Here is a 25,630-nt window from a genome sequence, read left to right on the forward strand (position 1 = left end):
CTCAAAACTCCTTTACCAATCGGGATGCAGGACCAACCTTCTTAACGCTTTCCACCACTTCCTCTACCACCTTAGAGAATTTCTGACCTTCAGAGGCTGAAACCCAGGAAAATTGCACTCTTTCCTCCTCGATGCCAAACCATTTGAGCATCTCCTTAAGAACCAGAAATTTCCTGCGTGCAAAATAATTGCCCCCAATATAGTGACAATCTCCTGGATGACAACCAGAAACCAGCACCCCATCTGCTCCTTCTCGTAAAGCCTTAAGAATATAAAGTGGATTAACTGCCCCCGAACAGGGAACTCTGATAACTCTAATATTGGGAGGATACTGAAAACGACTCACTCCCGCTAAATCAGCACCTGCATAGCTACACCAGTGGCAGAGAAAGGCCACTATTTTGGGTTCCCATCCTTCACTCATAAAGATATTCCACCTCCGCCATGACCTGCTCAGGAGCAAAGCCCTGAACTTTAATCGCACTGCTTTTGCAGGAAGCACTGCACAAACCACAACCTTTACAAAGAGCCAGGTTAACTTCGGCAACTTTTTTCTCAGGATTTACTTTTACAGCACCAAACTGGCACAGCTTCTCACAGTCACCACAACCAGTACATTTCCGCTCCTCTACAAAAGCCACCTCAGCTTCAGAAGTAATTTGTTCTTTGCTCAACACAGTCATCATGCGAGAAACGGCTGCTTTAGCTTGCAGAACACATTCATGAGCAAACTTCGGGCTATGAGCCAGGCCACAAACAAAGATACCATCAGTAGCGAAATCAACCGGTCGCAATTTCACATGGGCTTCCAGGAAAAACCCATCTTGGTTTAAAGGCACTTTCAGTTTTTTGGCAAGTTCCTGGTTTCCAACCTGGGGAACAACACCATTGGAGAGCACCACCAGGTCCGGAGCGAAAAGTACCTCCTCACCCAAAAGCGGAAGAAAAGCCTTAACAACAATTTTTTCTCCATCTACCAAAACCTGAGGAGGCTTATCGTCCTCAAAACGAGCAAAAACAATGCCCATTTCACGGGCTCTGCGGTAAAGCTCTTCCAGAAAACCAAAAGTCCGGATGTCCCGGTAAAGAATGAAAATCTCTATCTCGGGGTTCATTTCTTTCAATCGCAAAGCATTGCGAATAGCCCTCGAACAGCAGGTTCGGCTACACCAGGGGTGATCTGCGTTTCTGGAACCCACGCACTGGATCATCACTACCCTTGCAGGAGAGAAAGAACCCTTTTCAAGACTCTGCTCAAGTTCGGATTGAAGTATAACCCGCGGGCTCAAGCCATAGCCAAATTCACCTTCTTGAGGAAGATACTCAAGACCCCCTGTGGCAACTATCACGGCACCATGCTTGATCCTTCTCTCGGTATCCTTGACCATAACCAGAGATTCAAAATTACCCACAAAACCATTCACTTCTACAACCCGGGTGTTTAGCAGCACTTCTATCTCTGGATCTTCCAAAACCTTATTTTTGAGCTCATGAATCCTCTCAGTAATTTCTTCACCAAAGGGCGTCAACCAGCGTTCAAACCGGGCAACATAACCACCCAGTTCCGGCTCTTTTTCCACCAGAAAAACTTTTATTCCCTGCTTACGAGCCTCTAAAGCCGCAGTCATCCCGCTCAAGCCACCACCTATAATCAAAACCGCTTTTTCAACCGGAAGCAGAGCTGGTTGTAGGGGCCGTTTCAGAGAAACTTTGGCCACTGCCATAGAAACCAGTTCCTTGGCTTTCTCAGTAGCCATTTGAGGTGTCCTCTGATGCACCCAGGAACACTGGTCCCGAATGTTAGCCATTTCAAAAAGATAGGGGTTAAGACCTGCTTCTCGTAAGGTTTCCCTGAAAAGAGATTCGTGTGTTCTCGGAGAGCAGGAAGCTACCACTACTCGATTGATACCCAGTTCCATAATTTTTTGCTTCATTCGTTCCTGGGTATCCTGCGAGCATGTGTATAGGTTCTCTTCAGCATAAACCACTCCGGGTAAATCTTTAGCCCAGTCAACCACTTCTTTTACGTTCACTACACCTCCAATATTAATGCCACAATGGCAAACGAAAACTCCTATTCTCAGCGGCTCAATCTCTACGTTGCGCTCCGGGGGATATTGCTTGTAAGTAATTTCCGAAAAACGTGCTTCACTTAACAAAGAAGAAACATTACAACTTGCCGCACTTGCCTCAACCACAGTTTCAGGTATATCCTTAGGGCCTCCTGCTGTACCACAAACGAAAATGCCATCTCGCGCAGTTAGCGTTTTATCAAGTGGGTCAGTATATGGAAACCCGTTCTCTTGCAACGCTATCCCTGCTCTACGAAACATTTCCTGATTTAAAGGTGAGGCCTCAAAACCCACCGAAAGAATTACCAAGTTAAAGATTTCCTCCTGAAGATGACCACTTTCGTCAACAAAGTAAACCCTCAAATCCCCGTTGTCGAGCTCCTCTACCTTGCCCACTTTGCTCCTTACAAAACGGATGCCTTCCTCTTTGGCACGTTCAAAGTAACGTTCAAAATCTTTTCCCGGCGAACGCATATCAATCATAAAAATGGTTACATCCAGCTGTGAACCCTCAGCATCAGGTCTCTTTTCGGAGCCATGGACAACGGTGTTTACTCCACACCCACACACTGCTGCTTCTTCTCTTGCTTCAATAAGCAGGTGTTCTCTGGCCACCAAAGCTTCCTTAATGGCATACATACAGCAAACAGCAGAGCAATAAGGTTTACCACGCTCCACGTCTCTCGAACCCACGCACTGCACAAAAGCAATCTTGCGAGGTACCTTACCGTCTGAAGGACGAACCACCTTGCCCTGAGTGGGACCAGAAGCACTCAATATCCGCTCAAAGTCTAAACTGGTGATGACGTTAGCGAATTTTCGATATCCAAGCTCTCTATAGCGCTTTACAGGATCAAAAACCGAAGCACCGCTTGCGAAAACAACTGCACCAACCGGAATCTCTAAAAGCTCTTCAGAGTCTTCATGTATAATTGCTTCCCGCTGGCAGGCAGCGACACATTGCATACACTCTGAACAACCACCGCAGGAAAGACAGCGTCGAGCTTCTTCTTTGGCCTCTTCTTCGGTGTAACCCTTGACCACTTCATAAAATCCCCGGATTCTCTCCTGGGGACTCAGCTTTCTCATCCTGACTCGAGGCTTCTTCGGCTCCCGCCAGGGTATGGTAATGGGAGCTTTGCGTTTTTCAAAACTTTGAAGTCCCCTTCCCTGAAGATAAGCATCAATGGCCTGAGCAGCTCTTTTTCCATGAGCAATGGCTTCAACCAGCGTAGCTGGACCAAGCACTGCATCACCTCCGGCAAAAACACCTTCAACGGAGGTTTGCATAGTTTCATCAACTTTGATAGTCCCCCAATTGGTGCGCTCTAAGCTCTTCTCGGGTATATCTACTCGCTGGCCAATGGCTACCAGGAAAAGGTCTGCTGTCACCTCATATACTACATCGGGCATGATTTCTGGTTTTCTTCTTCCTGAAGCGTCGGGAGCACACAAACGAACTGCATTGAACTCCAGCACCACTTTCCCGTTTCGTTTCACAAATCTCTTGGGTGCTGCGCAGAAGTAAAACTCTATTCCCTCTTCTATCGCTTCCTCTATTTCCTCCGCCCTCGCTGGCATTTCTTCTCGGGAACGTCGGTAATAAATGGAAACTTTCTTAGCACCCTTACGCAAAGCAGAACGTGCGCAATCGATAGCCACGTTACCCCCACCAATAACCACGACCTCCTCAACCAAAGGCACTTTTTGAGTGCTGTTGACTCTAACCAGATAATCAAGACCATCCATGACCTCAGGATAGTCTTCTCCATCGATACCCAGCTTCATAGTTTGCCAGGCTCCGCAGGCAATGTACAGGGCAGCATAATCCTCTTTGAAAAGGTCTTCAATCGTAAAATCTCTACCCCAGGCCTTGCCAAAAATAAACTGGACTCCCAAGTCTTTTAAGATTTCAATTTCATATTGCACAACTTCGCGTGGTAAGCGATAGGGAGGTATACCGTAATGCATCATCCCCCCAGGCTGCTCTTTAGCTTCGTAAACACAGACTTGATAGCCCTCTCTGGCCAAAAAGTAAGCACAGCTGAGCCCGCTGGGACCAGCTCCAACAATCGCTACCTTTTTACCTTTGTTCTCTTTTTGGTTCGAAACAGGCTTTAAACCATTTTTAACCTCATAATCTGCTAAAAATCTCTTTAAGTAAGGAATGCCAATTGCTTCATCAAGCACGCTACGCTGGCAGTCCTCCATACAGGGGTGATGGCAAGCTCGTCCGCAAATTCCAGGAAAAGGATTATCCATTCGCACTGTTTGCAAGGCATCTTCAAACCTTCCTTCTCGAATCAGTGCTACATAACCCTGGGCTTTCTGTTCCAGAGGACAAGCTGCCTGACAGTTGGGCAAACCTCGTTTTTCAATTGCAAAAGCACTGGGAAAAGCCTGAGGGAAAAGACGGTAAATGGCTTTTTTCTCACTCAAACCACCCTCAAATTCGTTCGGCAAATTCACCGGACAAACTCTTGCACAATCACCACATCCAGTGCACTTTAAAGGGTCAATATAGCGAGGCTTGCGCCTGACCTTGACCCGAAAATCACCGGGTACCCCTTCAACGGACTCAAGGTTGGCACAGGAAATAACCTCTATGTTCAGGTGCCTACCGCAGTCAACGAGCTTTGGGGAGAGAATGCACATTGCACAGTCATTGGTTGGAAAGGTTTTATCTAACCTTGCCATAAGGCCTCCAATAGCGGTTGAATCCTCGACCAGATAAACCTTAAAGCCTGCATTAGCCAGGTCCAGTGCACTCTGAATGCCTGCTATGCCTCCTCCAACCACCATCACACTGCCTCGGCTTTTACCGTGCATTGCTACCCTCTCCTTCAACCCAACCCAGCTTGGCAATTTCTTCTCGATAAAACCTCTCGAACTCTTCCAGAGAATTGATGCCTTTGTTCCACAGATATTTGATAAGCGCTCGTCGCAGCTCTTGAGTCCTGCGGTCGACCTCGTCAACCACTTTTTTCCATTCTGCAGAAACGGTGCCCTCCTCTACAGCAAGCTCCCGCAGAACCTTCAAAAGATTGGTAAATTCAACATCCTGCGGGCAGTGGGCAGTGCAACGATAACAGCCTACACACAGCCATATGTATTCCGACTGCAAAAGCTCTTCCTGTTCACCAAGCAAAATCTGATGAATGATGCGGCGCGGATTGAAATCCCCCTCAACCTCGCTCACCGGACAACCCGCTGTACAAACTCCACAGGCAAAACAGGAAAGCAAACCTTCGCCCCCAGGGCGAGAAGCAACCCGATACTTGAACTGATAATCAAAAACTTTTGCCTCACTCATTTTCTCTTACCTCTCTTGGGGGTCTTGGATAGAGACCACACCTTTTTACAATTTCAGGAACAATGCTTTCCCAGGCAATAGCCATAATATGCACACCACTTACTCCCTCTATCTTTCGTACTTCGTTGATGATTTCCACACAAATCTTTATGCCTTCCTCCTTGGGGTCTCTGGCCTGGCGCATTCTTTCCAGGTAATAATCGGGTATTTCAAGCCCAGGTACTTCCTTTTTCATGTATTCCAGAGCCCGAACAGACTTAACGGGAATCACCCCAGCCATAATAAAAGCCTTCTCATGTAAGCCCCACTCCCTCACTTCCTCCATCCATTTTGCAAACCTTTCCAGGTCAAAAATCGCTTGTGTTTGGATAAACTGAGCTCCAGCCTGAATCTTTTTGGCCAAACGCAACACCCTCAACTCAAGAGGGTCAGCGAAGGGGTTTGCCCCTGCTCCCAGAAAAGCTCTGATTTCTCCTTTGATAGGTTCACCATTTTGAAAAACTTTCTGGTCACGCATGTTTTTCAAAATTTGCAAAAGCTGTATTGAATCCACATCAAAAACGTTTTTCGCTTGAGGGTGATTTCCCATGCTCTGATGGTCTCCGCTTAAACAGAGAAAATTCTCTATCCCCAGCGCACAAGCCCCCAGGAAATCACTTTGTAAAGCAATCCGGTTCCTGTCTCGACACACCATCTGCATGACCGGCTCCACTTTCTGGCGGGAAACAATCAGGCAACTGGCAAAGCTTGACATCCGCACAATGGCAGTTTGATTATCAGTTACATTCACCGCGTCAACAAAGTCCCTTACCTGTTCACATTTCCTGGTAATTACCGAGGAATCATTGCTTTTGGGCGGTCCAATTTCACAGGTAACCGCAAAATGACCCTCCTGAAGCACTCTCTGTAACCAGCTCACAGTCTGACATCCTCTCTTACCATTTTGCGATGTCCACCATACCTCGAATATGACCAATCCTTGGGGGGCTCAATCCGCAAAAGCTCTTCCACCCTGCCCAAAGACTTAAATTTCTCAAAAATAAGCTGCCAGGCACAATCGCGTTCCGGTCTTACTTCGCACTTTCCACCCTTGGAACCACCACAGGGACCATTTAAAAGGCTTTTTGCACAGCGCGTCACCGGACAGATACCTCCAAAAAGGTGGAGCAGACAATCACCACAACCGGCACAACGTTCCTCCCACAAACCTTGTTCGACGGGCAAACCCATGAATGTGGTGTTTAAAGCAGGATAAACCATTTTCTGGGAATAGAGCTCTGCCAGAGCTTGTACTCCCACTCCACAGGCCAGAGAAAGAACTGCTTCTGCCTTTTCGACTTCCTCTCCAACCAGTCTGTTGAACTCTACCTCGCACTGTCTCTCCACCGTAGCACTCCAGGCCTCAAAGCCTTTAAGTCTCAGCAGGGCAGCAAGTTCTTTAGCCTCTTTTTCGCCACCCGACATACAAACAGCAACACAGGTCCCACAACCCAGAACCAGAACTCTCTTAAAGCCATCTAAAAGCTTCAATATCTCAGGAAGGGGTTTTCTTTCACCAACAATCATTGTTTGTCTGACCCTCCAAAAAAGGTAGATATCTCGGTAAGCGCCCGCCGCACTTCACCGATCTTATCAGGAGTGACTAAAGCCAGAACCACCTTCTTGTAAATCTGCGCTTCCTCAAGCAGGGCATTGGCTCTTAATGTCCTGCGCAAGGCTATATCACTGCCCCGTATGTTCTTACAAGCATCCAGCGGACAACCAGCGAGCAACAAAGCATCGACGTCCTCTCCCAGGATAGTAAAAAGTGTCTCCTCCTTGATAAAACCCAAACAGGGAATTGTAGAAAGCTCCTTCAACTCCCAGCCTGATGGCAAGGAAGCGTTCTCGAAATAGCGCAAAAGCGCTGGATACCCGTTCCTTTCGCAACCAAGAGCTACCAGCTTCATATCAATCAACCTCGCCAACGAGGACCAAAGATATACTGGCCGTTTTTGCAATCCAAGATTTCTATAGCACCGGCAGGACACAGAGAAGCACAAACACCGCATCCCTGACAGAGAGCCCAATCTATCATGGCTTTTTTGCGTTTACTTCTTCCTTCTATTTTCACGGCTCCAAACGGGCAGGAACGCAAACAGGTTAAACAAAGCACACATTTCTCTTCATCAACAGAACCACGTTCTTTGAGTTTCAGTTGTGCTTTCTCCAGATATTGAGCCACCGAATGTGCCAGATATCTCCACTCTTTACCCGTCTCCTCCAAAGGAGCACAAAAAACCCCTCTCCAGCAAGTGGAATACTTGTCGATCACCGGGTTAGGAGGCGAAACAACCCTTAAGCTTGCATAGTCAGTGATATATTCATCTAATGCCACAGGCTGAACCTCAAAAGAAGGCACAACAATAAGCCAGTCCACCACGCAAGAAACTTCACGTCGGTCCTTTTCTGCAATAAAGTTTAGAATAATTTGTTGCATGCTCTCGGTAGCCCGACAGGAAAGGTTCTCAAATCGAACTTTTTCAAAGCGGACTCCACTTTGCCTCGCTTCCCGATAAGCAAGCTCTGAATTCTCCAGTGCAACACCAACCTGTTCGCACAGAAAGAGCACTTCCGAACAAAAATCCCGGCGAATGCGAGTAGCCCAGGAAAAAGCCTCCCTCCACTGCTGGGGAGAAGCAAGTTCGTGCACCAGAAAGGCAACGTTCTTTTTCCAGAAATGACGATGGCTATACCTCTTCGATAATTCTTCTAAGAAGAATGCTCTTCCCGTATCCTCTACCTCTTGGGGAAATGCAAAGGAAAGCGTTTTCCTTTCCGGCAAAAAAATTATCGCTCCGAAGCACGTCTCGCTATACGGAGAGTGGAGAAGCTTAAAATTAATTCCCTCCCGATAAAGAGTTACCTTTTCTCTGCTCACAAAAAAGGGTATCCCTTTTTCGCGAAGGGCTCTTTCCACTCCTTCCGTGTTCTTATTTCCTTCAGCAACAATTAAAACTTTTTTCTCTGGCTTCAAAAGAACAGCCTTAACCGGAAAGGGGTATTCCAAAGCCAGTTCTTCCTGGAAATAATCTTTCCAGCGGGCAACCAACCGAGGTGAAGCCGCATCTTTCGGAATCCCAAAAATCCTAAACTGGCTAAGGTCTTCTGTTACCTCACAAAATTCGGACAATAGCTCAAGGTTGGATTCAATGTCGTCAACCAGCAAAAACACTTTTTCAAAGTTTTTAACATCAATCTTCCTCCCGGTTGACCACTCCGTCCAGGAAGAAATCCGTAAATCTAACTCTTCTGAGAAAACACTGATAGCGTCCAGCAAAGGCTTCACGCGCTCGTATTCAGGACGAAATAATACAAGTATCTTTTTCAATTCCCATCATCCCGCTATCTCAAGTATATTTTCCGCCACCTGACAAGCTTCAAAAATGGTAGTTTCCACATCTTTGGGGCCTCCCGCAGTGCCACATACAAAAACACCCGGGTTGCTGGTTCTACCTCCTCCAAAATTTCTAATAAACCCCCATTCATCGAGTTCAAGACCAAAAATCCGCGCCAAATTTTTGGTTGAACTCCCCGGAGATAGACCTATGGAAAGGACCACCCGGTCAAATTTTTCCTTAATTACCTTGGCACGCTCGTTTTCGTAGAAAACCTCCAAACTTCCATTTTCACCTTCCACCCTGAAAGGTATGGAGCGTATCAACGACACCTTATTACGTGCTACTTCCCAGAGATAATCACTTTTGGCGCCAAAAATCTGGAGGTCCATATAAAACATTGTGAACTCAAGACCTGGCAAAAAGTAACGCAAAAAATCAAGGGCCCTCAGAGCATAACGGCAACAAATCTGCGAACAGTAACCTCGTTTTTCTTTAAAATTGCGCGAACCAACACACTGTATAAAGGCCACTCTACCCTGTGGTGGAAAGAGTTCAAATACCCTGCCATCATTCATACTGCGTTCAACATCCAGACCGGAAAGAACACCTTCCAACCTACCATAACCCAGGCTGGGTACCTTTCGGGCATCAAAAGGTTCCGCCCCCGAAGCGATAACGACATATTTAGCCCTTATCTCTTCGCAATTGGTGGCAACCTGAAACCCTGCATCAAAGCGGGTCACTTTTAAGATATCCCTGGGGTAGAGCACCAGAGACCGCAAATCCCCAATCTGTCTGCTCAAATCTACATTTCTGCAAATACCACAGTAAAGACATTGCTGGTGCGCTTTGCATCCCAGAGTAGCAGCCAGGCCTCCCACCGTGTCGTTTTTTTCAAGAAGCCGCACCCTGCCATAAGCACTGAGTTTTTTTCCTACAGCAAGACCTGCTGGTCCAGCGCCAACTATTAAAAAATCACACTCCAAGTTCTCCTACCACCCATCCCCAAATAGTGAAATTCGGTTGCTTCACAAAATATAACATCGCTAAAATAAACCGACAACTCTGCCTTCAGAGTCAATATCTACATTCATGCCTGCTGGTCGAGAAGGCAGTCCGGGCATGGTACGCATCTCACCACAAAGAGGATAAAGAAAACCTGCTCCAATGGAAGGCCGGATATCCTTGATGGGAAGTTTAAAACCACGCGGACGACCTTTAAGCTTTGGATCATGCGAGAGAGAAAGATGGGTCTTGGCCATGCAGATAGGCAATTTATCCCAACCCAATTCCGTATACCGAGCTATCTTTTTCTCGGCTTCCGGTTCATAAACCACACCATCTGCACCGTATATCTTGGTAGCTATGATTTCAATTTTATCTTTGATTGGTATATCCAGAGGATAAAGAAAATCGAAGTTACTCGGTACATCACAGGCTTCTACTACTGCCTCGGCAAGTTCCTTGCCCCCTTCTCCACCTTTGGCCCAAACTTCGGAAACACAGGCTCTGAAGGCTCCGTTATCAAGGGCTATCTTCTTAACCGTCTCTATCTCGCGTTCAGTATCTGTTGAAAAGACGTTGATGGCCACTACAACCGGGACGCCAAATAGCCTTGCATTTTCAATTTGTTTGATAAGGTTCTCCGATCCTTTCACCAGGGCATCGATGTCTTCTTCCAGAATTCCTGGATCCAGAGGTTTTCCAGGAATCACTTTGTATTTGCCGCTGTGCATCTTGAGGGCACGAATGGAACACACCATAACTACGCAATCAGGGCGCAGACCACTGTAGCGACACTTGATATTCATGAACTTTTCCATTCCACAATCCGCACCAAAGCCACTCTCGGTAACTACATAATCAGCAAGACGCAGAGCAATCTGATCAGCAACGATAGAGCTGTTGCCATGGGCTATGTTGGCAAAAGGCCCTGCATGGACAAAACAGGGAGTATTTTCCAGAGTTTGCAAAAGATTTGGCTTGATAGCGTCTCTCATCAAGACCGTCATAGCACCAGCACATCTGAGATCTTCGGCAGTAACTGGCTCCTTGCGTTCGTTATAGGCTACTACAATTCTGCCCAGGCGCTTGCGCAAATCAAAAATATCAGTAGTCAGGGCCAGAATGGCCATTACCTCAGAAGCCACTGCAATATCAAAGCTACTTTCTCGCGGTATCCCATTCGTTTTGCCACCCAAACCTACAATAATCTTACGGAGCGCCCGATCGCTTATATCCACTACCCGGGGCCAGCTTATAGTGAAAGGATCAATGTTCAGCTCATTCCCGTGAAGCAAATGATTGTCAATAAAAGCAGCCAGCAAATTGTGTGCCGCGGCAACGGCGTGGGTATCCCCAGTTAGATGAAGGTTGAAATCCTCCATAGGCACAACCTGGGAATAACCACCGCCAGCAGCGCCTCCCTTGATGCCAAAGACTGGACCCAGTGAAGGTTGCCGGATGCAGACGATGCTTTTTTTGCCAATTTTATTCAGGGCCATGGAAAGGCCTATGGTGGTAACGGTTTTTCCCTCACCGAGAGGTGTGGGTGTTATGGCAGTTACATCAATATATTTGCCAAGCGGCCTATCTTTAAGTTTTTTAAGCACTTCCAGAGATACCTTTGCTTTGTATTTGCCATAAAGCTCAATGTCATCCTCTTCAATCCCCGCTTCCCTGGCAATTTCAACGATGGGTTTCATCGAAGCCTGCTGGGCAATTTCCAAGTCACTTAACATCTGTTACCCTCCCTTACATAAATTATTAAAGATAGCTTTTAATAAATCACTTAATTATTACCTGACGAAAGGAAAGGGAGAGAACGCGCCCTCCCTCTTTGTTGGCAATTCAGTTTAAACCTAAAAGTTCCTTCGCTTTGTCAACTGCCGATGCAGCATCCGGTGCATACCCATCAGCACCAACCTCGTCAGCAAATTTCTGGGTAACCGGTGCACCACCAACCATAACCTTAACCTGGTCCCTTACTCCGGCTTCCTGAAAGGCTTTCAGATTTTCTCGAATTTGAATCATAGTGGTGGTGAGTAGAGCTGACATACCAACCAGTTGAGGTTTGTGCTCTTTGATAGCCTGGATGAACTTTTCAGCGGGAACATCGATGCCCAGATCGATAACCTCAAATCCTGCACCTTCCATCATCATAGCTACCAGGTTCTTGCCGATATCATGTAAGTCTCCTTTGACGGTGCCAATCACAAATCTGGCTACTGGCTCAACGCCGGTCTCTGCAAGTTTGGGCTTCAAAACTTCCATGCCTGCTTTCATGGCTCGAGCAGCAATTAACACTTCTGGAACATAAATCTCGTTGGCTTTGAACTTTTCTCCTACCTGGTTCATGCCCTTTATTAAGCCACCATTGAGAACCTCTTGAGGAGAAAAACCTTCATCAAGCGCTTTCTGGGTTAGTTCGCTCACTGCCTTCGCATTACCTGCAAACAATTCCTTGGCAATTTGGTCAAGAATGTCACTCATCCTCTTTTGCCCTCCCTCTCTAAAATATTAGCCCTCTAAATTTAATTGTAGCAAATTACCAATTAAAAAACCATAATTTTTTAGATTTTATAAAAAAATTATATTATCATTTAATAAATTGTAACCAGAATCAACAGTAAGGAGGTTTGAGTAATGGATGTTCTCCACAGTTGGTGCGAAAACAAATTTCAGAAAAACTACCTGTCTCTTCTTGTTGGAGCTATTCTGGCAGGCGCCTACATAGGCTTTGCTTCCCAACTATTCACCCTGGTTACTACTGCTGACCTTGCGACCGGGATCAAACAGCTTTTAGGAGGGATAGTTTTTTCGGTAGGACTGATTCTGGTTGTACTGGGAAGAGCAGAACTGTTTACCGGACATTCCTTGCTGAGCTATTCTTGCTTCACCTTCAAGAATTACGTCATACAAACCCTTAAAATCTGGGGACTGGTATATCTGGGCAATTTTGCAGGATCCGTCTTTCTGGCCATTCTTTATGCTTCAACCGGCCTCTTCAACACAGGCGGAGGAGTGATAGCGCAGCGCGCATACCAAATAGCACTCACTAAAACCCAGATTCCCTTCACCCAAGCTTTCGCAAGAGGTATACTCTGCAACTGGCTGGTATGTCTTGCAGTATTGTTATGCATTTATGCAGAAAACAATCTTACCCGTTTACTGGTTATTCCTGGACCAATTGCTACCTTCGTAGCGCTCGGCTATGAACACAGCGTGGCCAACATGTATTTTCTCTCAGCAGGTGCGTTCGCCCAGAACTATTTACATAAAAGCAGTACACCAGTTACCCTCTCAGGTATCGCACATAATTTAGTACCGGTAACCTTGGGCAACATAGTGGGCGGAGTGGTAATGGTAAGCCTTTTGTACTGGCTCAAAGAAAGGGGCTGAAATGCTCACAGCCCCTTTCTATAAAGACTCTAAACCGCTTCAACCGATTTTACTTCGGGAACTTCTTCTTTCACAACCCGTTCAATGCCATCCTTCAAGGTTATATAGGACATGGGGCAGGAACTGCACATTCCCTTAAGGCGCACCTTTACTACGCCATCTTCAATATCCACCAATTCCACGTCTCCACCTTCAAAGCGAAGATACTGCCTCACCTTTTCCAGCGCTTTCTCAACACGTTCTTTCATGAAACGAACCCCCTTTTACATTCTGTCAAGTAAAACCAGAAGCCTCAACTTCTATTCCTCAACACTTAGCTCCGGATAAAGTGGAAAACGACTACACAAGTTAAGCACTTCTTTCCTCACTTTCTGCAGGGTTGTCTCGGAACTCCTTCCTCGTAGCGCCCGGTCTATAAGCTCAGCAATAAGCTGCATCTCCTCCTCTTTCATGCCCCGAGAAGTACAGGCAGGAGTACCCAACCTGATGCCGCTGGTCACCGTAGGTTTCTGGGGATCAAAAGGAATAGCATTTTTATTTACTGTAATGCCCACCTGGTCCAGGATAATTTCCGCCTCTCTACCGGTAAGACCAATATTTCTCAAGTCCACCAGCAAAAGATGATTATCGGTGCCCCCAGAAACCAAACGATAACCCTTCTCTTGAAGAGCTTGAGCAAGTGATTTTGCATTTTTGACAACCTGAGCCTGATAGGCCACAAATTCAGGTGTTGCTGCTTCTTTAAGCGCCACCGCCTTGGCAGCAATGATATGCATTAAAGGTCCACCCTGAGTCCCGGGAAACACAGCCTTGTCAACCGCTCTCGCAAATTCTTCTTTGCAGAGTATCATACCTCCTCGGGGACCACGAAGCGTCTTGTGAGTAGTGGTGGTAACCAGATGAGCATAAGGACAGGGATTAGGGTGGAAAGAAGCAGCTACCAGGCCCGCGATATGGGCCATGTCTACCATCAAAAGAGCACCCACCTCATCACAAATGGAACGCAAACGCTCAAAGTCTATAAAGCGTGGATAAGCACTTGCCCCAGCTACTATCATTCGAGGTTTTACTTCTCTTGCTTGCTCTTCCAGCTGGTCATAATCTATGGTCTCGGTGTCAGGAGAAACCCCGTAAGGAACAAAGCGATACCACTTTCCGGAAAAGTTAACCGGGCTACCATGAGTGAGATGTCCTCCATGAGCGAGATCCATGCCCATAACCACATCGCCATACCTGAGAGTAGCCAAGTAAACCGCCATATTGGCCTGCGATCCGGAGTGAGGTTGGACGTTGACATGCTCGGCTTTAAAGAGAGCCTTAGCCCGGTCTATAGCCAATTGCTCAATCTGGTCTACAAACTCACAACCTCCATAGTAACGTCTCGCTGGATAGCCTTCGGCATACTTGTTGGTTAACACACTTCCTTGAGCCTCCAGGACTGCAATACTGGTAAAGTTCTCAGAAGCTATGAGCTCCAGTTTGTTGCGTTGCCTCTCCAGTTCCTTAACGACCCACCCGTACACCTCGGGATCTGTAGTCTTGAGCTTTGTCCACATAAGTCGTTCTCAAACCCCCTGAAAAGAGCCGTACTTCTTAAAATAGGGCACCAATCCGCCCTCCTCCAGAATTTGAATCATAACTTCCGGAAGGGGTTGTGCTCTTACCTCCAGATTGCGACTGAGGTCCACCACCAGACCCTGTTTTAAATCTACCTCTAACTCATCCCCGCTTTCGATAGGAGAAGTATCGCACTCTAAGACCAGCAAACCGCAGTTAATAGCGTTACGGAAAAATATACGAGCAAACGATTTAGCCAGCACCCCTTTTATGCCACTGGCCAGAAGAGCTCGGGGCGCCTGCTCTCGGGAAGAACCACAACCAAAATTCTTGCCCGCAACGATAAAATCCCCGGGAGAAACTTTCTTGTAAAAATCCGGGTCGATGTCCTCCATAACATGCTTGGCCAGTTCCTGCATATCCAAGGTTTTAAACTTGTATTTCCCAGAAATAATATAGTCAGTATTGATATCGTCTCCAAATTTATGAGCCTTACCTCTTAACTTCATTGCAATCACCTCAAATACTTTCTGGGGTCAGTAATTTTACCTTCAATTGCCGAAGCCGCACAAGTAGCAGGAGAAGCCAGGTAGATAAACGCCTTGTTATTACCCATCCTGCCCTTAAAGTTCCTGTTTGCCGTGGAGATAACATTCCAGCCATCACCAGGTACTCCCTGATGCGTTCCCACACAAGGCCCGCAACCTGGAGTAACCAGGGTGCCTCCAGCCTCAACTATAGTTTCGGCCCATCCTTCACGAATTGCCTGCATTAGGATTTCCCTTGAAGCAGGTGCCACAATAAGCCGAACCTCAGGATGCACCTTTCGTCCTTTTAAAATGGAAGCAGCAACCTGAATATCCACCGCTCGCCCATTGGTGCAGGTACCAATAAATACTTCTTGAACAGGTAAACCTTCCACCTCATTCACTGGTTTCACGTTGTCTACTCTGTGTGGCAATGCCACTTGGGGAACGAGCTGTGAGCAATCAATTTCAATAGTTTCAGCGTACTTAGCTGAATCATCCGGGTACACAGGCTCAAAGGGCCTCTGTGCTCGTTGCTTAACCCAGGCCAAAGCTTTTTCATCGGGTGGCATAAGACCGGCTTTGGCGCCCACTTCCACTGCCATGTTGGATATGGTAAAGCGTTCTTCCACCTCGAGCTGCTCAATTACTGGACCATGGAATTCAAGAGCCTTATAGGTTGCACCATCAGCTCCCATCTTTCCAGCCAGATAAAGAATCAGGTCCTTGGAATAAACACCTTTCGGTAAGTGACCGGTGAAAATCACCTTAATGGTCTCGGGAACCTTAAACCAGAGCTTTCCTGAAATCATTACCGCAGCCAGTTCTGTACTGCCAATTCCAGTGGAAAAGGCCCCTATGGCACCATAGGTGCAAGTGTGAGAATCGGCACCCACCACCAGGTCGCCAGGTACTACCAGTCCCTGTGCAACCATAAGTTCGTGACAAACCCCCCAACCCACGTCAAAAACTCGAATACCAAAAGTACGGGCAAATTCACGCATCAAATCATGAAGACGTGATACAGACTCCAGAGGGCTGGGAGCATTGTGGTCTATAACGAAAGCGATTCTTTGCGGATCAAAAACTTTTTTGCCCTCCATTTCCTGAAAGGAACGAATTGCCAGTGGAGTAGTGCCATCCTGCCCCATTGCAAAATCAATTGACGCAATGACCAGGTCTCCAGCCTGCACCGCTTTACCACTCTTTAATTCAAAAATTTTTTCAGCCATCGTTTTGCCCATTTTCATCGCTCCTTGCTTCCAATCCTCCACTCAACGTTTCCCAAATAATACCCCAAGCCTGAGAAGAAAGTCAATTTCAAAACAACAACCTCTATCAACTCCGAAAATTGCTAACCTCAAATTGCCAGAAACGCAAAATGGTGTATAATTTCTTGAAGTAAAGCACAAAGGGGTTATGAAGCTTGAAAAAACTACGAGTAACTCTCGCACAGCTAAACCCAACTCTGGGGGACTTTAGGGGTAATCTTGAAAAAGCCAGGGAGGCTTTGGAAATAGCAGAACAAAGGGAGAGCGACCTTTTGCTTTTTCCCGAACTTTTCCTATCAGGATATCCACCCGAAGACCTCATGCTCAAGCTCTCTTTCCTCAAAGAAAATCAGGCCACACTGGAAAAGCTTGTCTACTACAGCAAGGGAAAGCAAGTAGCTATGGTGGTTGGTTTCATAGACTGTCAGGAAGACGCCCATAATTCAGCAGCCGTAATCCAGAACGGCAAAGTTCTGGGTATTTACCATAAGATTTCCCTTCCTAATTACGGAGTTTTCGACGAACATCGATACTTTAAACCCGGCCAGGAAATGCTGGTCCTGAAGATGGGAGAAATTAAGATAGGTGTCACCATCTGCGAAGACATATGGAATCCTGTGGAGCCATTGGCTTCATTGACTTTGGGTTGCGGTGTGCACCTTGTAGCCAACATTTCGGCTTCACCTTACCACGTTGGTAAACCCTTGCTCAGGGAAAAATACCTTTCCATGAAAGCTTACGACTATCATGTAGCCATTGCTTATTGTAATATGGTAGGGGGGCAGGACGAATTACTCTTTGATGGAACCAGTCTGGTGAGCAACCCTAACGGCAAAGTGGTGCTCAAGGGGGGCACTTTTGAGGAAGAGATAACCACTATTGACATCGACCTTGATGAAAACCTCAGAATAAATCTTCTGGATCCCCGACGAAGGTACATGTCTACTCAGAATCTGCCCTTTAAGCTTCTGGAATTGCCACCACCAAAACCCAAAAAAGAGAGATATCCGGAGAAACCCGGTTCTTATATGGAAAGAGAAGAAGAAATCTTTAAGGCTCTGGTTACTGGAGTTCAGGATTACGTAAAGAAAAACGGCTTTAAAAAAGTGGTGGTGGGATTGAGTGGAGGAATGGATTCTTCTTTAGTAGCTACTATAGCCACGGAGGCCTTGGGCAGCGAAAACGTTAAGGGAGTCCTTATGCCTTCCCTTTATACGTCGCGAGAAAGCCTTGAAGATGCTTACCAGTTAGCGCAAAACCTGAACATAGAGGCGCTAACTATTCCCATAAACAAAGTTTTCGAATCCTACCTGAAAGCTCTGGAAGAAGTTTTTCAGCAGACAAATCCCGATATCACAGAAGAAAACCTGCAAGCCAGAATCAGAGGTAATTATCTAATGGCTCTATCCAACAAGTTCGGGTGGCTGGTGCTGACCACCGGCAACAAAAGCGAAATGGCAACCGGGTATGCAACTCTTTACGGCGATATGGCGGGAGGACTCGCTGTTATCAAAGATGTTTACAAAACAGATGTTTACCGTATAGGTAGATGGTACAACCAGAAAAAAGGAGCCCCAATTATCCCTCAAAGAGTGTTTGAAAAAGCGCCCTCAGCCGAACTAAGGCCAAACCAAACTGACCAGGAAAAACTTCCTCCTTACGAAATACTTGATGAAATTTTGAGATACTACATCGAAGAAAATCTTGACCCCGAAGAAATAGCAGACAAAGGCTTTGCAATGGAAACCATATTACAAACCATCGACATGCTTAGAAAAAACGAATACAAAAGAAAACAGGCTCCAGTGGGCATAAAAATATCGACTCGCGCTTTCGGCAAAGATTGGAGAATGCCTATAACCAACCGCTTCAAAGAACCTTGGTTAATCAGGAATGCTTCCCGCCCTGGTTTTCCTCTTTCGAGATAGATAGTCCAAGAGCTTCTCCAGATCATAGGTGTTTAAAACATCGCGAGCAGTAAGCCAGGCTCTTCTGGCTTGCGCTACCCCAAGACGCATGTAATCAAGAGACTTAGGTTCATGAGCATCAGTAGAGATAATCATCTTCAAACCAAAACTTTCTTTGGCCTTGCGAGCATCAATGTCGCGCAAATCCAGACGTTCTGGCTGGGCGTTGATTTCCAGGAAGGTGCCTGTCCGAGATGCCAGTTCCAGCAAGCTGTCCAGCTCCGCGCTGTAGGCTTCCCTTTTGTTGATAAGTCTACCCGTAGGATGGCTGATTGCCTGGACATAAGGATTGTGCATAGCTTTTTCAAGGCGCATCATAATTTTTTCTCTCGATTGGTTCAAACCCGAATGCAAGCCTCCTATCACTACATCGAGTTTTGCCAGATCTTCATCTGCAAGGTCCAGAGAACCATCGCTCAATATGTTCACTTCCACACCTGAAAGGAGCAAAAGTTCTTTCCTTTTGCTGTTCCATTCCCGAATTTCTCTACTTCGTTTTTGCAATTCCTCAGGACCAAGGCCGGAAGCGACTGCGAGAGATTGAGTGTGATCACAGATAGCCAGATACTGATACCCTCTTTTCAGAGCTGCTTCAGCCATTTCTTCGATAGGACTCAACCCGTCACTCCAGCGAGAATGCACGTGCAAGTCTCCCTTGATGTCTGCAAGCTCTATCAAAACAGGAAGTCTCTTTTCAAGCGCAGCCTCGATTTCCCCCTGATCTTCGCGCAACTCAGGAGGAATCCACTCCATACCCAGAATCTCGTAAATCTCCTCTTCTCTTTCGCCACCTACCCGCTGGCCATTATCTATCCTGAAAATTCCGTACTCATTGACTTTCAAGCCTTTCTTGATTGCGATCTCTCGCAATCTGATATTATGAGCCTTCGAACCAGTAAAATACTGGAGCGCTGCTCCAAAAGAAACTGGCTCTACCACCCTCAGGTCCACCTGTAAACCATCGTGAAGCACAACGCTTGATTTGGTAGCCCCTTTGGCAAGAATCTCTTTCACCACAGGTAGAGCAACGAACACATCCATTATTTTCTCTGCTTGAGAACTGGCCACCAGAATGTCTATGTCTCCTATGGTTTCCTTCATACGGCGCACGCTTCCTGCGGGACTTATTTGTTCAACACCGGTTTTTTCTTTAAGTAGGGCCACGATTTCTTCAACTACTGGCAATACCTGCCCAAGGAGCATCCTCCCCTTTTGACGCTTTAGCATCTCGAGGCCTTTTTTAATCTTTTCTTCACTCTTGGCACCCAAGCGAGGAAGATTACGAAGCTTCCGTTCAGCGATTGCCTTCTCAAGCTCTTCCAGGCTCTTTATACCCAGCTCCTCATACAGTAACTTGGCAAGCTTGGGGCCAAGCCCTGGAACTCTGGTAAGCTCGATGAGTTCAGGAGGAACTTCCCGGGTCAACTCCTCAAGGTATTGCATCTTTCCCGTCTGCAGGTATTCTGAAATCTTTGCAGCAATACTCGCTCCAATACCCGGTATTTTGGTAAGTTCACCCCTTCGCCACACCTCCTCAATTGGTTCCGGCCAGGATTCTATACGTCGCGCAGCTTCCTCGTGGGCAACCACCCTGAAGCGATTTTCGCCTTTAATCTCGAGCAAAGTAGCAATGTCCCGGAGTATCTTGGCCACTTCCTGGTTCCTCATAACCCTCCATCCCCTTTGCAACCTTCACCTAACAATGGTATCATAACTCACAAATGAAAAACAAAAAGAGAACGAAAACGCTCTCACTATATTCATCCCCGCAAAAAACTGCCAGCATTGCTTTCTCACTCTTAATTTTAATGGTTCTTCTCTTTTTCTGGAAACCATCCTGTGAAGCAGAGAACCAGGAAAACTTCTTGCAAATCGCTGCTTTGGTCGAAAGAGGAAAAATGGACGAGGCCGAAATACGAATCCTACAAAGCCTCGGAGAAAGCGAATTATTTTGCATCGACCACGCCTTATACCTTTGGCTTTCTGCTCTTCCCGACACCTCGTTCCTGCAAAAAGCTCCTCTCTGGTTATCGCTTGCTGAAAAGCTTTTCCCAGACTCCCCCCTCCTTTTTTCAATCTACCACCAGAGCGCAGAACGCTACCTCAAAAATGGTTATTCTCAACAAGCCTTGACTTACACCATAAAAGCCCTGCAACATGCATTTCTGGCTGAGCAGCGCCAGCAATCCCTGGCCTTGATGGTGGAAACGCTTGCCCAAAAGGGCAAATATAACGAAGCAGGATTGCTTTTAAAAACGGTCTTCAAGCAATACTCTACCCAGAAATATGTTCCAACCAAGGAATTATTTTCACAAATCTTCCCTGAACTAAAATTGGAAAGCCTCTCTGTAAGTTCACTCCTGGACCTGGCTTCGTTTGCACTTTCTCTGAATCTTTTCGAGGAAACCAAAAGCATGCTCCAAGAAGTGGAAAAACGCTCTCTCAACCTCTTGCAAAAAGAAAACCTTCTCAACTTGCAAATACGATACCTGCTCACTGTTAACGATCTATCCCAACTGCAAAAACTCCTTGAAAAGTACGGCAGAGAAACCTATTTCCAGGAAACATTACTCTTTTACCAGGGGGTCTTAAGTCAGCGCTCCGCGAATTACTCCAAAGCTATAAACCACTATCAGAAACTGCTCCAGACCTATCCCCATTCTTCCTATCTTTTCAGTGTTTACCTCAATCTTCTTGCCTGCTACCAGAGCCTGGGAGATGATACAAATTATTCACTCGTTCTCCATAAGGCGCTGGAGCTTTTTCCCCAGAAAGATACCTTCTATCTTGTATGGTTTCAAAAAGCATTGAGAGAGGGCAACTCCGAACAAATCCAAGCAGCTCTGGAAGGCTTACAAAAGTTTCCGCAGCACAAAAACCGGGCCCTCTTCTGGTCTTATAAACTGGGCAAAAACAGCGAGCCAGAGCTCCTCTGGGAAATTCTCGCAGACGAAAACATCGACTACTACTTCGTGCGCAGCTGGCAGGAGCTAATCCAAAAAGGCTATAATCCGCAGGAACACTTTCACATCGAGAACCGACCACTTCCGGTAATAGAAAACTATCCGCAAAACTTGTCAACCCAGCTTGAAAAAGCTGGAGAACACTGGAAGAGCTATCTTTTTTTGAAAGAAAAGGGATTTTACCAGAATGCAGAGATAGAACTGCTCTTTCTTTACCACAAAAATCCCTCTGCAAAGCTCCTACACCTTGAGTTCGTAAGGCTTTACATCAGTATGGGTGAATATCGCAAGGCTATTCTCCATACCCTCTACTTACAACAAAACTTTTCCCAAGCCAACCAGAATTTGCTTTTACTCTCTAACCTTTATCCCCTCTTTTTTAAGCAAGAAGTTGAAAAGGCTACCCGTCTCTTTCCGGAAGTAGACCCTTATTTAGTGTTTTCAGTGATTCGTGCCGAAAGTCTCTTCGAGGTTACCAGTCAATCCCGGGCAGGAGCTCTGGGACTTGCACAGCTCATGCCCCAAACAGCACAGTGGATGTTAGAAACCGGTAAGGCAAAACTTAAGCTCGAAACCATTGATGAAGAAACCCTACTGCAACCTGAAATTAACATTCACATCGGTGTTGCCTATCTCGATTACCTTCTAAAGCAGTTTGAAGGAAAACTAATTCCCACCATTTGCTCTTACAATGCTGGACCAGGCAGGGTAAAACAATGGCTACAAAATTATTCAGAAGATCCCGATTTCTTTTTCGAAAATATCCCCTTTCCCGAAACCAAAGGATACCTTGAAAAAGTGCTTGTCAACTACTTCTATTACTCGCTGATATGGAAGGGTTCCTTTGCAATCGAAAAGCTTTTTTAGATTAAACCCCCAAATATTCACGAAATCTCTTTATCTGGTCCGCGGTATCAAGCACACCTATCTCAAGAGTAATGCGCTTTTCCTCACCAGGCTTCAGGAATTGGAGCCTCCCTTCGCTGCGCTCTTTGTTCCTTCCCAGTGGAAAAGCATTTCCAGGCTCCATACCCAGCACATATTCTCCCTCACCCAGCATCTTCCACTCTGTAAAGTAAGGCAAAGCCTGAACATCAAACTTAAGGTAAATTCCAAGTTGTATTTTTTCGTTCAAAAGCAGAGAAGCCGATTTGCCATCCTCAAGAGTTTTCGGGTAGTGGAGATACACCTTTTCAAAGTACCCTTTTTGAGGAGCCGTGAAGCGGTCCCAGTCTTCCTTGCCTTCTTCAGCATGTTCATCCCGGGGAATGGTTTTGGTCACTGGCAAAAGCAAACGGCTACCTTCGTCAAGAACCGGATAACCAACATTAACGTGGTACAGAATCATAAAGGGACTATCCTGAGAACCCTCGTTGCGCACTCTATCCTCAATGTAAATAACGTTTTCTCCCAAGCGGCCCCAGATTTTGCGGTGCAAGACCAGCTTGTCGCCGAATACAATGGCTTCGCGAACTTTGCCTTGAACCCAGAAAATATACTGGTCCCCCTGCCATTCTCCATCAGCCCAAACACAGCTTGCAGGAGTAAAGGAAGCTCTTCCGTGAAGGCCCAGTTCCTCTTCCTCGAGAAAGGGGTGAGTACTTTCATCTTTGCAGGGAGCTCCGTGATAGGTAAGACCACAAGTATTCATCAATCCTCCGTGGAAACCACGCAGCCACCCCAAACCTTCCGGTTCGAAGAAAAAGGGTGAAAGATTGCCGGTTGCCGAACGCCAGGCTATGCTTATTCCTTTATAAGCAGTCCAGGCAATGTCCATACCTCGGTCCAGCAAGACGGTATAGTAGAGTCCGCCTCCAGTATTTACCTCCGCTATACGAACTCCCCGCTCCACGCCATCAGCAAGGCAGGCTAACCTCACTCCACCTATCTGAGAAATATCACCTACTCTTTTCAGTATTTCTTCTCTGGTTAACTCTTTACCAAAAAGAAAAGCCATAACTGCTTATTCCCTCCTTGATCGCTTAAAAATCCCCAGCACTTCATCAAGACGTGCTTTCCCTTCTGAACCTTTCTTTTGCTCCTCCCTCAAAAAAGCAGGAACATCAAGGTCGTCTTCAATGATGAGCTTGTCATCAATATCCTGCTCAAGTGCATCAACAGCAATATTCTCAACCAGGGGAGGAACTTCTTCTGTTTTTTCCTCGGGTGCAGATTCAAAACGGGTTGCTACCAGGGTTACCAGTATCTCGTTGCTGAACTCAGGATCTATCTTATTGCCAAAAAGAAGGTCAGTTTCTGTACCTGCAGCCTTATTAATAATGTCAACAATTTGCTTAACCTCGTGAATCCCTGTATCCGGACCACCAGTAATGCTTAAAAGGATAGACCGGGCGCCTCTAATGGAAACCTCCAGCAACGGGCTGGAAATAGCCATTTCTGCAGCTTGCTTAGCTTTGTCTTTACCCCGACCATGACCGATACCGATAAGAACCGTTCCCGCTCCAGTAAGGACTGTTCGCAAATCGGCAAGGTCCAGGTTGATGTCCTGAGGTGAAGTAATGAGGTCAGCAATGCCTCTCACTGCCTGGTAGAGAACAAAATCTGCCTTTTTAAACGCTTCTCTCAATGAAGTGTCCCGGTCCGCTATCTCCATCAAGCGGTCATTGGGAATCACGATAAGTGCATCAACCACTTTGCGCAAATTTTCAATACCTTCTAAGGCTTGTCTTGCTCGACGTGCTCCTTCAAAACTGAAAGGCTTGGTTACCACTCCTATGGTCAACGCTCCCGCTTCACGGGCTAACTCTGCTATTACCGGAGAAGCGCCAGTACCGGTACCTCCTCCCATGCAGGCAGTCACAAATACCAGGTCTGCTCCTTCAACAAGCTGGGCAATTTTTTCCTTGTCCATCCGGGCGGCATCTTCTCCCAATTTGGGATTACCACCAGTTCCCAAACCTCTGGTGAGCGAAGCTCCAATCTGGATTTTCTGAGGTGCCAGAGAACATTGCAAAGACTGAATGTCGGTATTAACCACTATCAGGTCAACGCTTTCTATCCCCGCCTCTATCATTTGGTTTACAGCGTTAGTGCCCCCTCCTCCGACACCGATAACCTTAATGGTGGCCACTTTCTCTGCGGCCTCTTTCTTTTTAGCACGAGGAGCCGTTTTTTTGGCTGTCGACTTTTTAGGGGTTGACGAAGTTTCCTCTTGCACTGCTTCTTCTGAATCAAGACCACGTGTCGTATCTCGAATGAGTTCTCGTTTAAAGTCAATTCTTTCTGAGAAGCCGCGCTTTAGGCTTTTCTTTTTCAAAGCGAATCACCTCCTTTGCCAAAGATAAATAGTTTTGAGCACCACTTGAGGTGGGTTCATACTCAATAACTGGCATTCCGTGACTGGTCGCCTCCGCAAGAGCAATATTTTTATGAATGATGGTTTTAAACATTCGGTCGCCAAAATACCTTTTAATCTCCCCAATTACTTCCTTGTAAAGATTAGTTCTCACATCGGCAATGGTTATCAATACAAACACTTCTGGCTCATGCCTCAGATTCTCACGCATCAACTCAATGGTTTCCATGAACTCTTCAATGCCTCGCAGGGCAAAATAGTGAGGTTGTATGGTAACAATGACCTCACGGGCTGCTTTTAAAGCATTAATGGTCAGTATTCCCAGCGAAGGGGGACAATCGATAAGGATGTAGTCAAAGTCAAGATTGCTCTTCTGGATGCTGGAGTTGAGAAAATCTTCTCTCCCCAGTTTGTCAATCAATCGATATTCAGCACCTGCAAGGTCGATATTGGCAGGAACAAGATAAAGATTGGCAGTCCTAGTGGGCACAATAACCTCACGCAGGGGGAGCTTGTAAGGGCTGCGCGGGGGTTCCAGAACATTTAGAATAGTTTTCTCAAACTCGTTGGGTTCAAAACCCAAGCCCAGTGTGGAGTGAGCCTGAGGATCCATATCGATAATTAAAACCTTACGAGCATGGTATGCCAAAGAAGCACCAAGGTTGATGGTGGTTGTGGTCTTTGCCACCCCTCCCTTCTGGTTAGCCACAGCAATAATGCGCATCGCATCCCCCACTATCCGAATAACCCTTTCTTCAAAAATAAGAAAAGGCGTGGTAGAATAAAAACCGCCCGCTTATGTTAAATGTTAGCCGTATATTTCTGAAGCGTCAAGTGGGCAGTGATTTTTTGTTCCCGTTTTA

The 25,630-nt window shown here is 46.4% G+C and carries 21 protein-coding genes; 3 read left to right on the forward strand and 18 right to left on the reverse strand.

The features are described from left to right. Position 1: 1 nt before the first annotated feature. From ACKTT1_RS08355 to ACKTT1_RS08400, 10 genes are all read right to left on the reverse strand, one after another. Entirely contained in the window at positions 2–424 is a 423-nt protein-coding gene (locus tag ACKTT1_RS08355) for a hydrogenase iron-sulfur subunit (RefSeq protein WP_412709234.1), read from the reverse strand. Further along, positions 417–4,901 carry an FAD-dependent oxidoreductase gene (locus ACKTT1_RS08360; RefSeq protein ID WP_369018826.1) on the reverse strand — a complete coding sequence of 1,495 codons (4,485 nt, stop codon included), beginning with the start codon at positions 4,899–4,901 and terminating at the stop codon, positions 417–419. Before ACKTT1_RS08360 ends, ACKTT1_RS08355 begins: the two co-directional genes overlap by 8 nt. After that, positions 4,891–5,385, reverse strand: a complete 495-nt coding sequence (locus ACKTT1_RS08365; protein ID WP_369018825.1) for a 4Fe-4S dicluster domain-containing protein — start codon at positions 5,383–5,385, stop codon at positions 4,891–4,893. The genes ACKTT1_RS08360 and ACKTT1_RS08365 overlap by 11 nt, the downstream gene beginning before the upstream one ends. Beyond that, the gene (locus ACKTT1_RS08370; protein ID WP_369018824.1) at positions 5,378–6,304 is read right to left on the reverse strand and encodes a methylenetetrahydrofolate reductase; all 927 of its coding nucleotides are present in this window, start codon (positions 6,302–6,304) and stop codon (positions 5,378–5,380) included. Before ACKTT1_RS08370 ends, ACKTT1_RS08365 begins: the two co-directional genes overlap by 8 nt. Further along, positions 6,301–6,951 carry a methylenetetrahydrofolate reductase C-terminal domain-containing protein gene (locus ACKTT1_RS08375; protein ID WP_412709235.1) on the reverse strand — a complete coding sequence of 217 codons (651 nt, stop codon included), beginning with the start codon at positions 6,949–6,951 and terminating at the stop codon, positions 6,301–6,303. Before ACKTT1_RS08375 ends, ACKTT1_RS08370 begins: the two co-directional genes overlap by 4 nt. Beyond that, entirely contained in the window at positions 6,948–7,334 is a 387-nt protein-coding gene (locus tag ACKTT1_RS08380; RefSeq protein ID WP_412709236.1) for a hydrogenase iron-sulfur subunit, read from the reverse strand. The genes ACKTT1_RS08375 and ACKTT1_RS08380 overlap by 4 nt, the downstream gene beginning before the upstream one ends. A 5-nt stretch (positions 7,335–7,339) precedes the next feature. Further along, positions 7,340–8,755, reverse strand: coding sequence for a 4Fe-4S binding protein (locus ACKTT1_RS08385; protein ID WP_412709237.1), 1,416 nt, complete (start codon positions 8,753–8,755; stop codon positions 7,340–7,342). Between the two features lie 6 nt (positions 8,756–8,761). After that, entirely contained in the window at positions 8,762–9,751 is a 990-nt protein-coding gene (locus tag ACKTT1_RS08390) for an FAD-dependent oxidoreductase (RefSeq protein WP_412709238.1), read from the reverse strand. Positions 9,752–9,811: 60 nt separating this feature from the next. Further along, on the reverse strand, positions 9,812–11,506 hold the full coding sequence (locus ACKTT1_RS08395; RefSeq protein ID WP_412709239.1) for a formate--tetrahydrofolate ligase: 1,695 nt from the start codon (positions 11,504–11,506) through the stop codon (positions 9,812–9,814). A 109-nt stretch (positions 11,507–11,615) separates the two neighbouring features. Then, the gene (locus tag ACKTT1_RS08400; protein ID WP_412709240.1) at positions 11,616–12,257 is read right to left on the reverse strand and encodes a corrinoid protein; all 642 of its coding nucleotides are present in this window, start codon (positions 12,255–12,257) and stop codon (positions 11,616–11,618) included. A gap of 153 nt (positions 12,258–12,410) precedes the next feature. Between ACKTT1_RS08400 and ACKTT1_RS08405 the strand changes: the two genes are divergently transcribed. Continuing rightward, positions 12,411–13,166 (forward strand): formate/nitrite transporter family protein, encoded by a 756-nt coding sequence (locus tag ACKTT1_RS08405; protein WP_412709241.1) that lies wholly within the window; start codon positions 12,411–12,413, stop codon positions 13,164–13,166. Between the two features lie 29 nt (positions 13,167–13,195). Here the strand turns inward: ACKTT1_RS08405 and ACKTT1_RS08410 are convergent, their stop codons facing one another. From ACKTT1_RS08410 to ACKTT1_RS08425, 4 genes are read right to left on the reverse strand one after another with little or no spacing between them, the layout of a single operon-like run. Beyond that, entirely contained in the window at positions 13,196–13,414 is a 219-nt protein-coding gene (locus tag ACKTT1_RS08410) for a NifU family protein (RefSeq protein ID WP_412709242.1), read from the reverse strand. A 51-nt stretch (positions 13,415–13,465) separates the two neighbouring features. Continuing rightward, positions 13,466–14,722: a serine hydroxymethyltransferase gene (glyA, locus tag ACKTT1_RS08415; RefSeq protein WP_412709243.1), complete on the reverse strand. Its 1,257-nt coding sequence runs from the start codon at positions 14,720–14,722 to the stop codon at positions 13,466–13,468. 9 nt (positions 14,723–14,731) lie between these two features. Next, entirely contained in the window at positions 14,732–15,232 is a 501-nt protein-coding gene (locus ACKTT1_RS08420; protein WP_369018814.1) for a 3-isopropylmalate dehydratase small subunit, read from the reverse strand. Between the two features lie 5 nt (positions 15,233–15,237). Further along, positions 15,238–16,494, reverse strand: coding sequence for a 3-isopropylmalate dehydratase large subunit (locus tag ACKTT1_RS08425; RefSeq protein WP_412709244.1), 1,257 nt, complete (start codon positions 16,492–16,494; stop codon positions 15,238–15,240). Between the two features lie 182 nt (positions 16,495–16,676). Between ACKTT1_RS08425 and ACKTT1_RS08430 the strand changes: the two genes are divergently transcribed. Beyond that, entirely contained in the window at positions 16,677–18,449 is a 1,773-nt protein-coding gene (locus tag ACKTT1_RS08430) for an NAD+ synthase (RefSeq protein ID WP_412709245.1), read from the forward strand. Here ACKTT1_RS08430 and polX read toward each other — a convergent pair. Then, positions 18,405–20,156 (reverse strand): DNA polymerase/3'-5' exonuclease PolX, encoded by a 1,752-nt coding sequence (polX, locus tag ACKTT1_RS08435; protein WP_412709246.1) that lies wholly within the window; start codon positions 20,154–20,156, stop codon positions 18,405–18,407. The two genes, ACKTT1_RS08430 and polX, sit on opposite strands and share 45 nt — an antisense overlap. 53 nt (positions 20,157–20,209) lie before the next feature. Between polX and ACKTT1_RS08440 the strand changes: the two genes are divergently transcribed. Beyond that, complete coding sequence (locus ACKTT1_RS08440) at positions 20,210–22,318, forward strand: transglycosylase SLT domain-containing protein (RefSeq protein ID WP_412709247.1); 2,109 nt, start codon at positions 20,210–20,212, stop codon at positions 22,316–22,318. 1 nt (position 22,319) lies between these two features. Here the strand turns inward: ACKTT1_RS08440 and ACKTT1_RS08445 are convergent, their stop codons facing one another. From ACKTT1_RS08445 to ACKTT1_RS08455, 3 genes are read right to left on the reverse strand one after another with little or no spacing between them, the layout of a single operon-like run. After that, complete coding sequence (locus ACKTT1_RS08445; protein ID WP_412709248.1) at positions 22,320–23,408, reverse strand: aldose 1-epimerase family protein; 1,089 nt, start codon at positions 23,406–23,408, stop codon at positions 22,320–22,322. 6 nt (positions 23,409–23,414) lie between these two features. Next, positions 23,415–24,728 (reverse strand): cell division protein FtsZ, encoded by a 1,314-nt coding sequence (gene ftsZ / locus ACKTT1_RS08450; RefSeq protein ID WP_412709249.1) that lies wholly within the window; start codon positions 24,726–24,728, stop codon positions 23,415–23,417. Further along, a complete protein-coding gene (locus tag ACKTT1_RS08455) occupies positions 24,685–25,491 on the reverse strand; it encodes a ParA family protein (RefSeq protein ID WP_412709250.1) in 807 nt (268 codons plus the stop codon). Before ACKTT1_RS08455 ends, ftsZ begins: the two co-directional genes overlap by 44 nt. Positions 25,492–25,630: the final 139 nt, after the last annotated feature.

The sequence above is a fragment of the Atrimonas thermophila genome, from assembly GCF_045864955.1.
Lineage (GTDB): Bacteria > Atribacterota > Atribacteria > Atribacterales > Thermatribacteraceae > Thermatribacter > Thermatribacter velox.

Coding starts and splice junctions, on each gene's coding strand:
- ACKTT1_RS08355 (WP_412709234.1), bottom strand. CDS start 424: ATGAGTGAAGGATGGGAACCCAAAATAGTGGCCTTTCTCTGCCACTGG.
- ACKTT1_RS08360 (WP_369018826.1), bottom strand. CDS start 4,901: ATGCACGGTAAAAGCCGAGGCAGTGTGATGGTGGTTGGAGGAGGCATA.
- ACKTT1_RS08365 (WP_369018825.1), bottom strand. CDS start 5,385: ATGAGTGAGGCAAAAGTTTTTGATTATCAGTTCAAGTATCGGGTTGCT.
- ACKTT1_RS08375 (WP_412709235.1), bottom strand. CDS start 6,951: ATGATTGTTGGTGAAAGAAAACCCCTTCCTGAGATATTGAAGCTTTTA.
- ACKTT1_RS08380 (WP_412709236.1), bottom strand. CDS start 7,334: ATGAAGCTGGTAGCTCTTGGTTGCGAAAGGAACGGGTATCCAGCGCTT.
- ACKTT1_RS08395 (WP_412709239.1), bottom strand. CDS start 11,506: ATGTTAAGTGACTTGGAAATTGCCCAGCAGGCTTCGATGAAACCCATC.
- ACKTT1_RS08400 (WP_412709240.1), bottom strand. CDS start 12,257: ATGAGTGACATTCTTGACCAAATTGCCAAGGAATTGTTTGCAGGTAAT.
- ACKTT1_RS08405 (WP_412709241.1), top strand. CDS start 12,411: ATGGATGTTCTCCACAGTTGGTGCGAAAACAAATTTCAGAAAAACTAC.
- ACKTT1_RS08410 (WP_412709242.1), bottom strand. CDS start 13,414: ATGAAAGAACGTGTTGAGAAAGCGCTGGAAAAGGTGAGGCAGTATCTT.
- glyA (WP_412709243.1), bottom strand. CDS start 14,722: ATGTGGACAAAGCTCAAGACTACAGATCCCGAGGTGTACGGGTGGGTC.
- ACKTT1_RS08420 (WP_369018814.1), bottom strand. CDS start 15,232: ATGAAGTTAAGAGGTAAGGCTCATAAATTTGGAGACGATATCAATACT.
- ACKTT1_RS08425 (WP_412709244.1), bottom strand. CDS start 16,494: ATGGGCAAAACGATGGCTGAAAAAATTTTTGAATTAAAGAGTGGTAAA.
- polX (WP_412709246.1), bottom strand. CDS start 20,156: ATGAGGAACCAGGAAGTGGCCAAGATACTCCGGGACATTGCTACTTTG.
- ACKTT1_RS08440 (WP_412709247.1), top strand. CDS start 20,210: ATGAAAAACAAAAAGAGAACGAAAACGCTCTCACTATATTCATCCCCG.
- ACKTT1_RS08445 (WP_412709248.1), bottom strand. CDS start 23,408: ATGGCTTTTCTTTTTGGTAAAGAGTTAACCAGAGAAGAAATACTGAAA.
- ACKTT1_RS08455 (WP_412709250.1), bottom strand. CDS start 25,491: ATGCGCATTATTGCTGTGGCTAACCAGAAGGGAGGGGTGGCAAAGACC.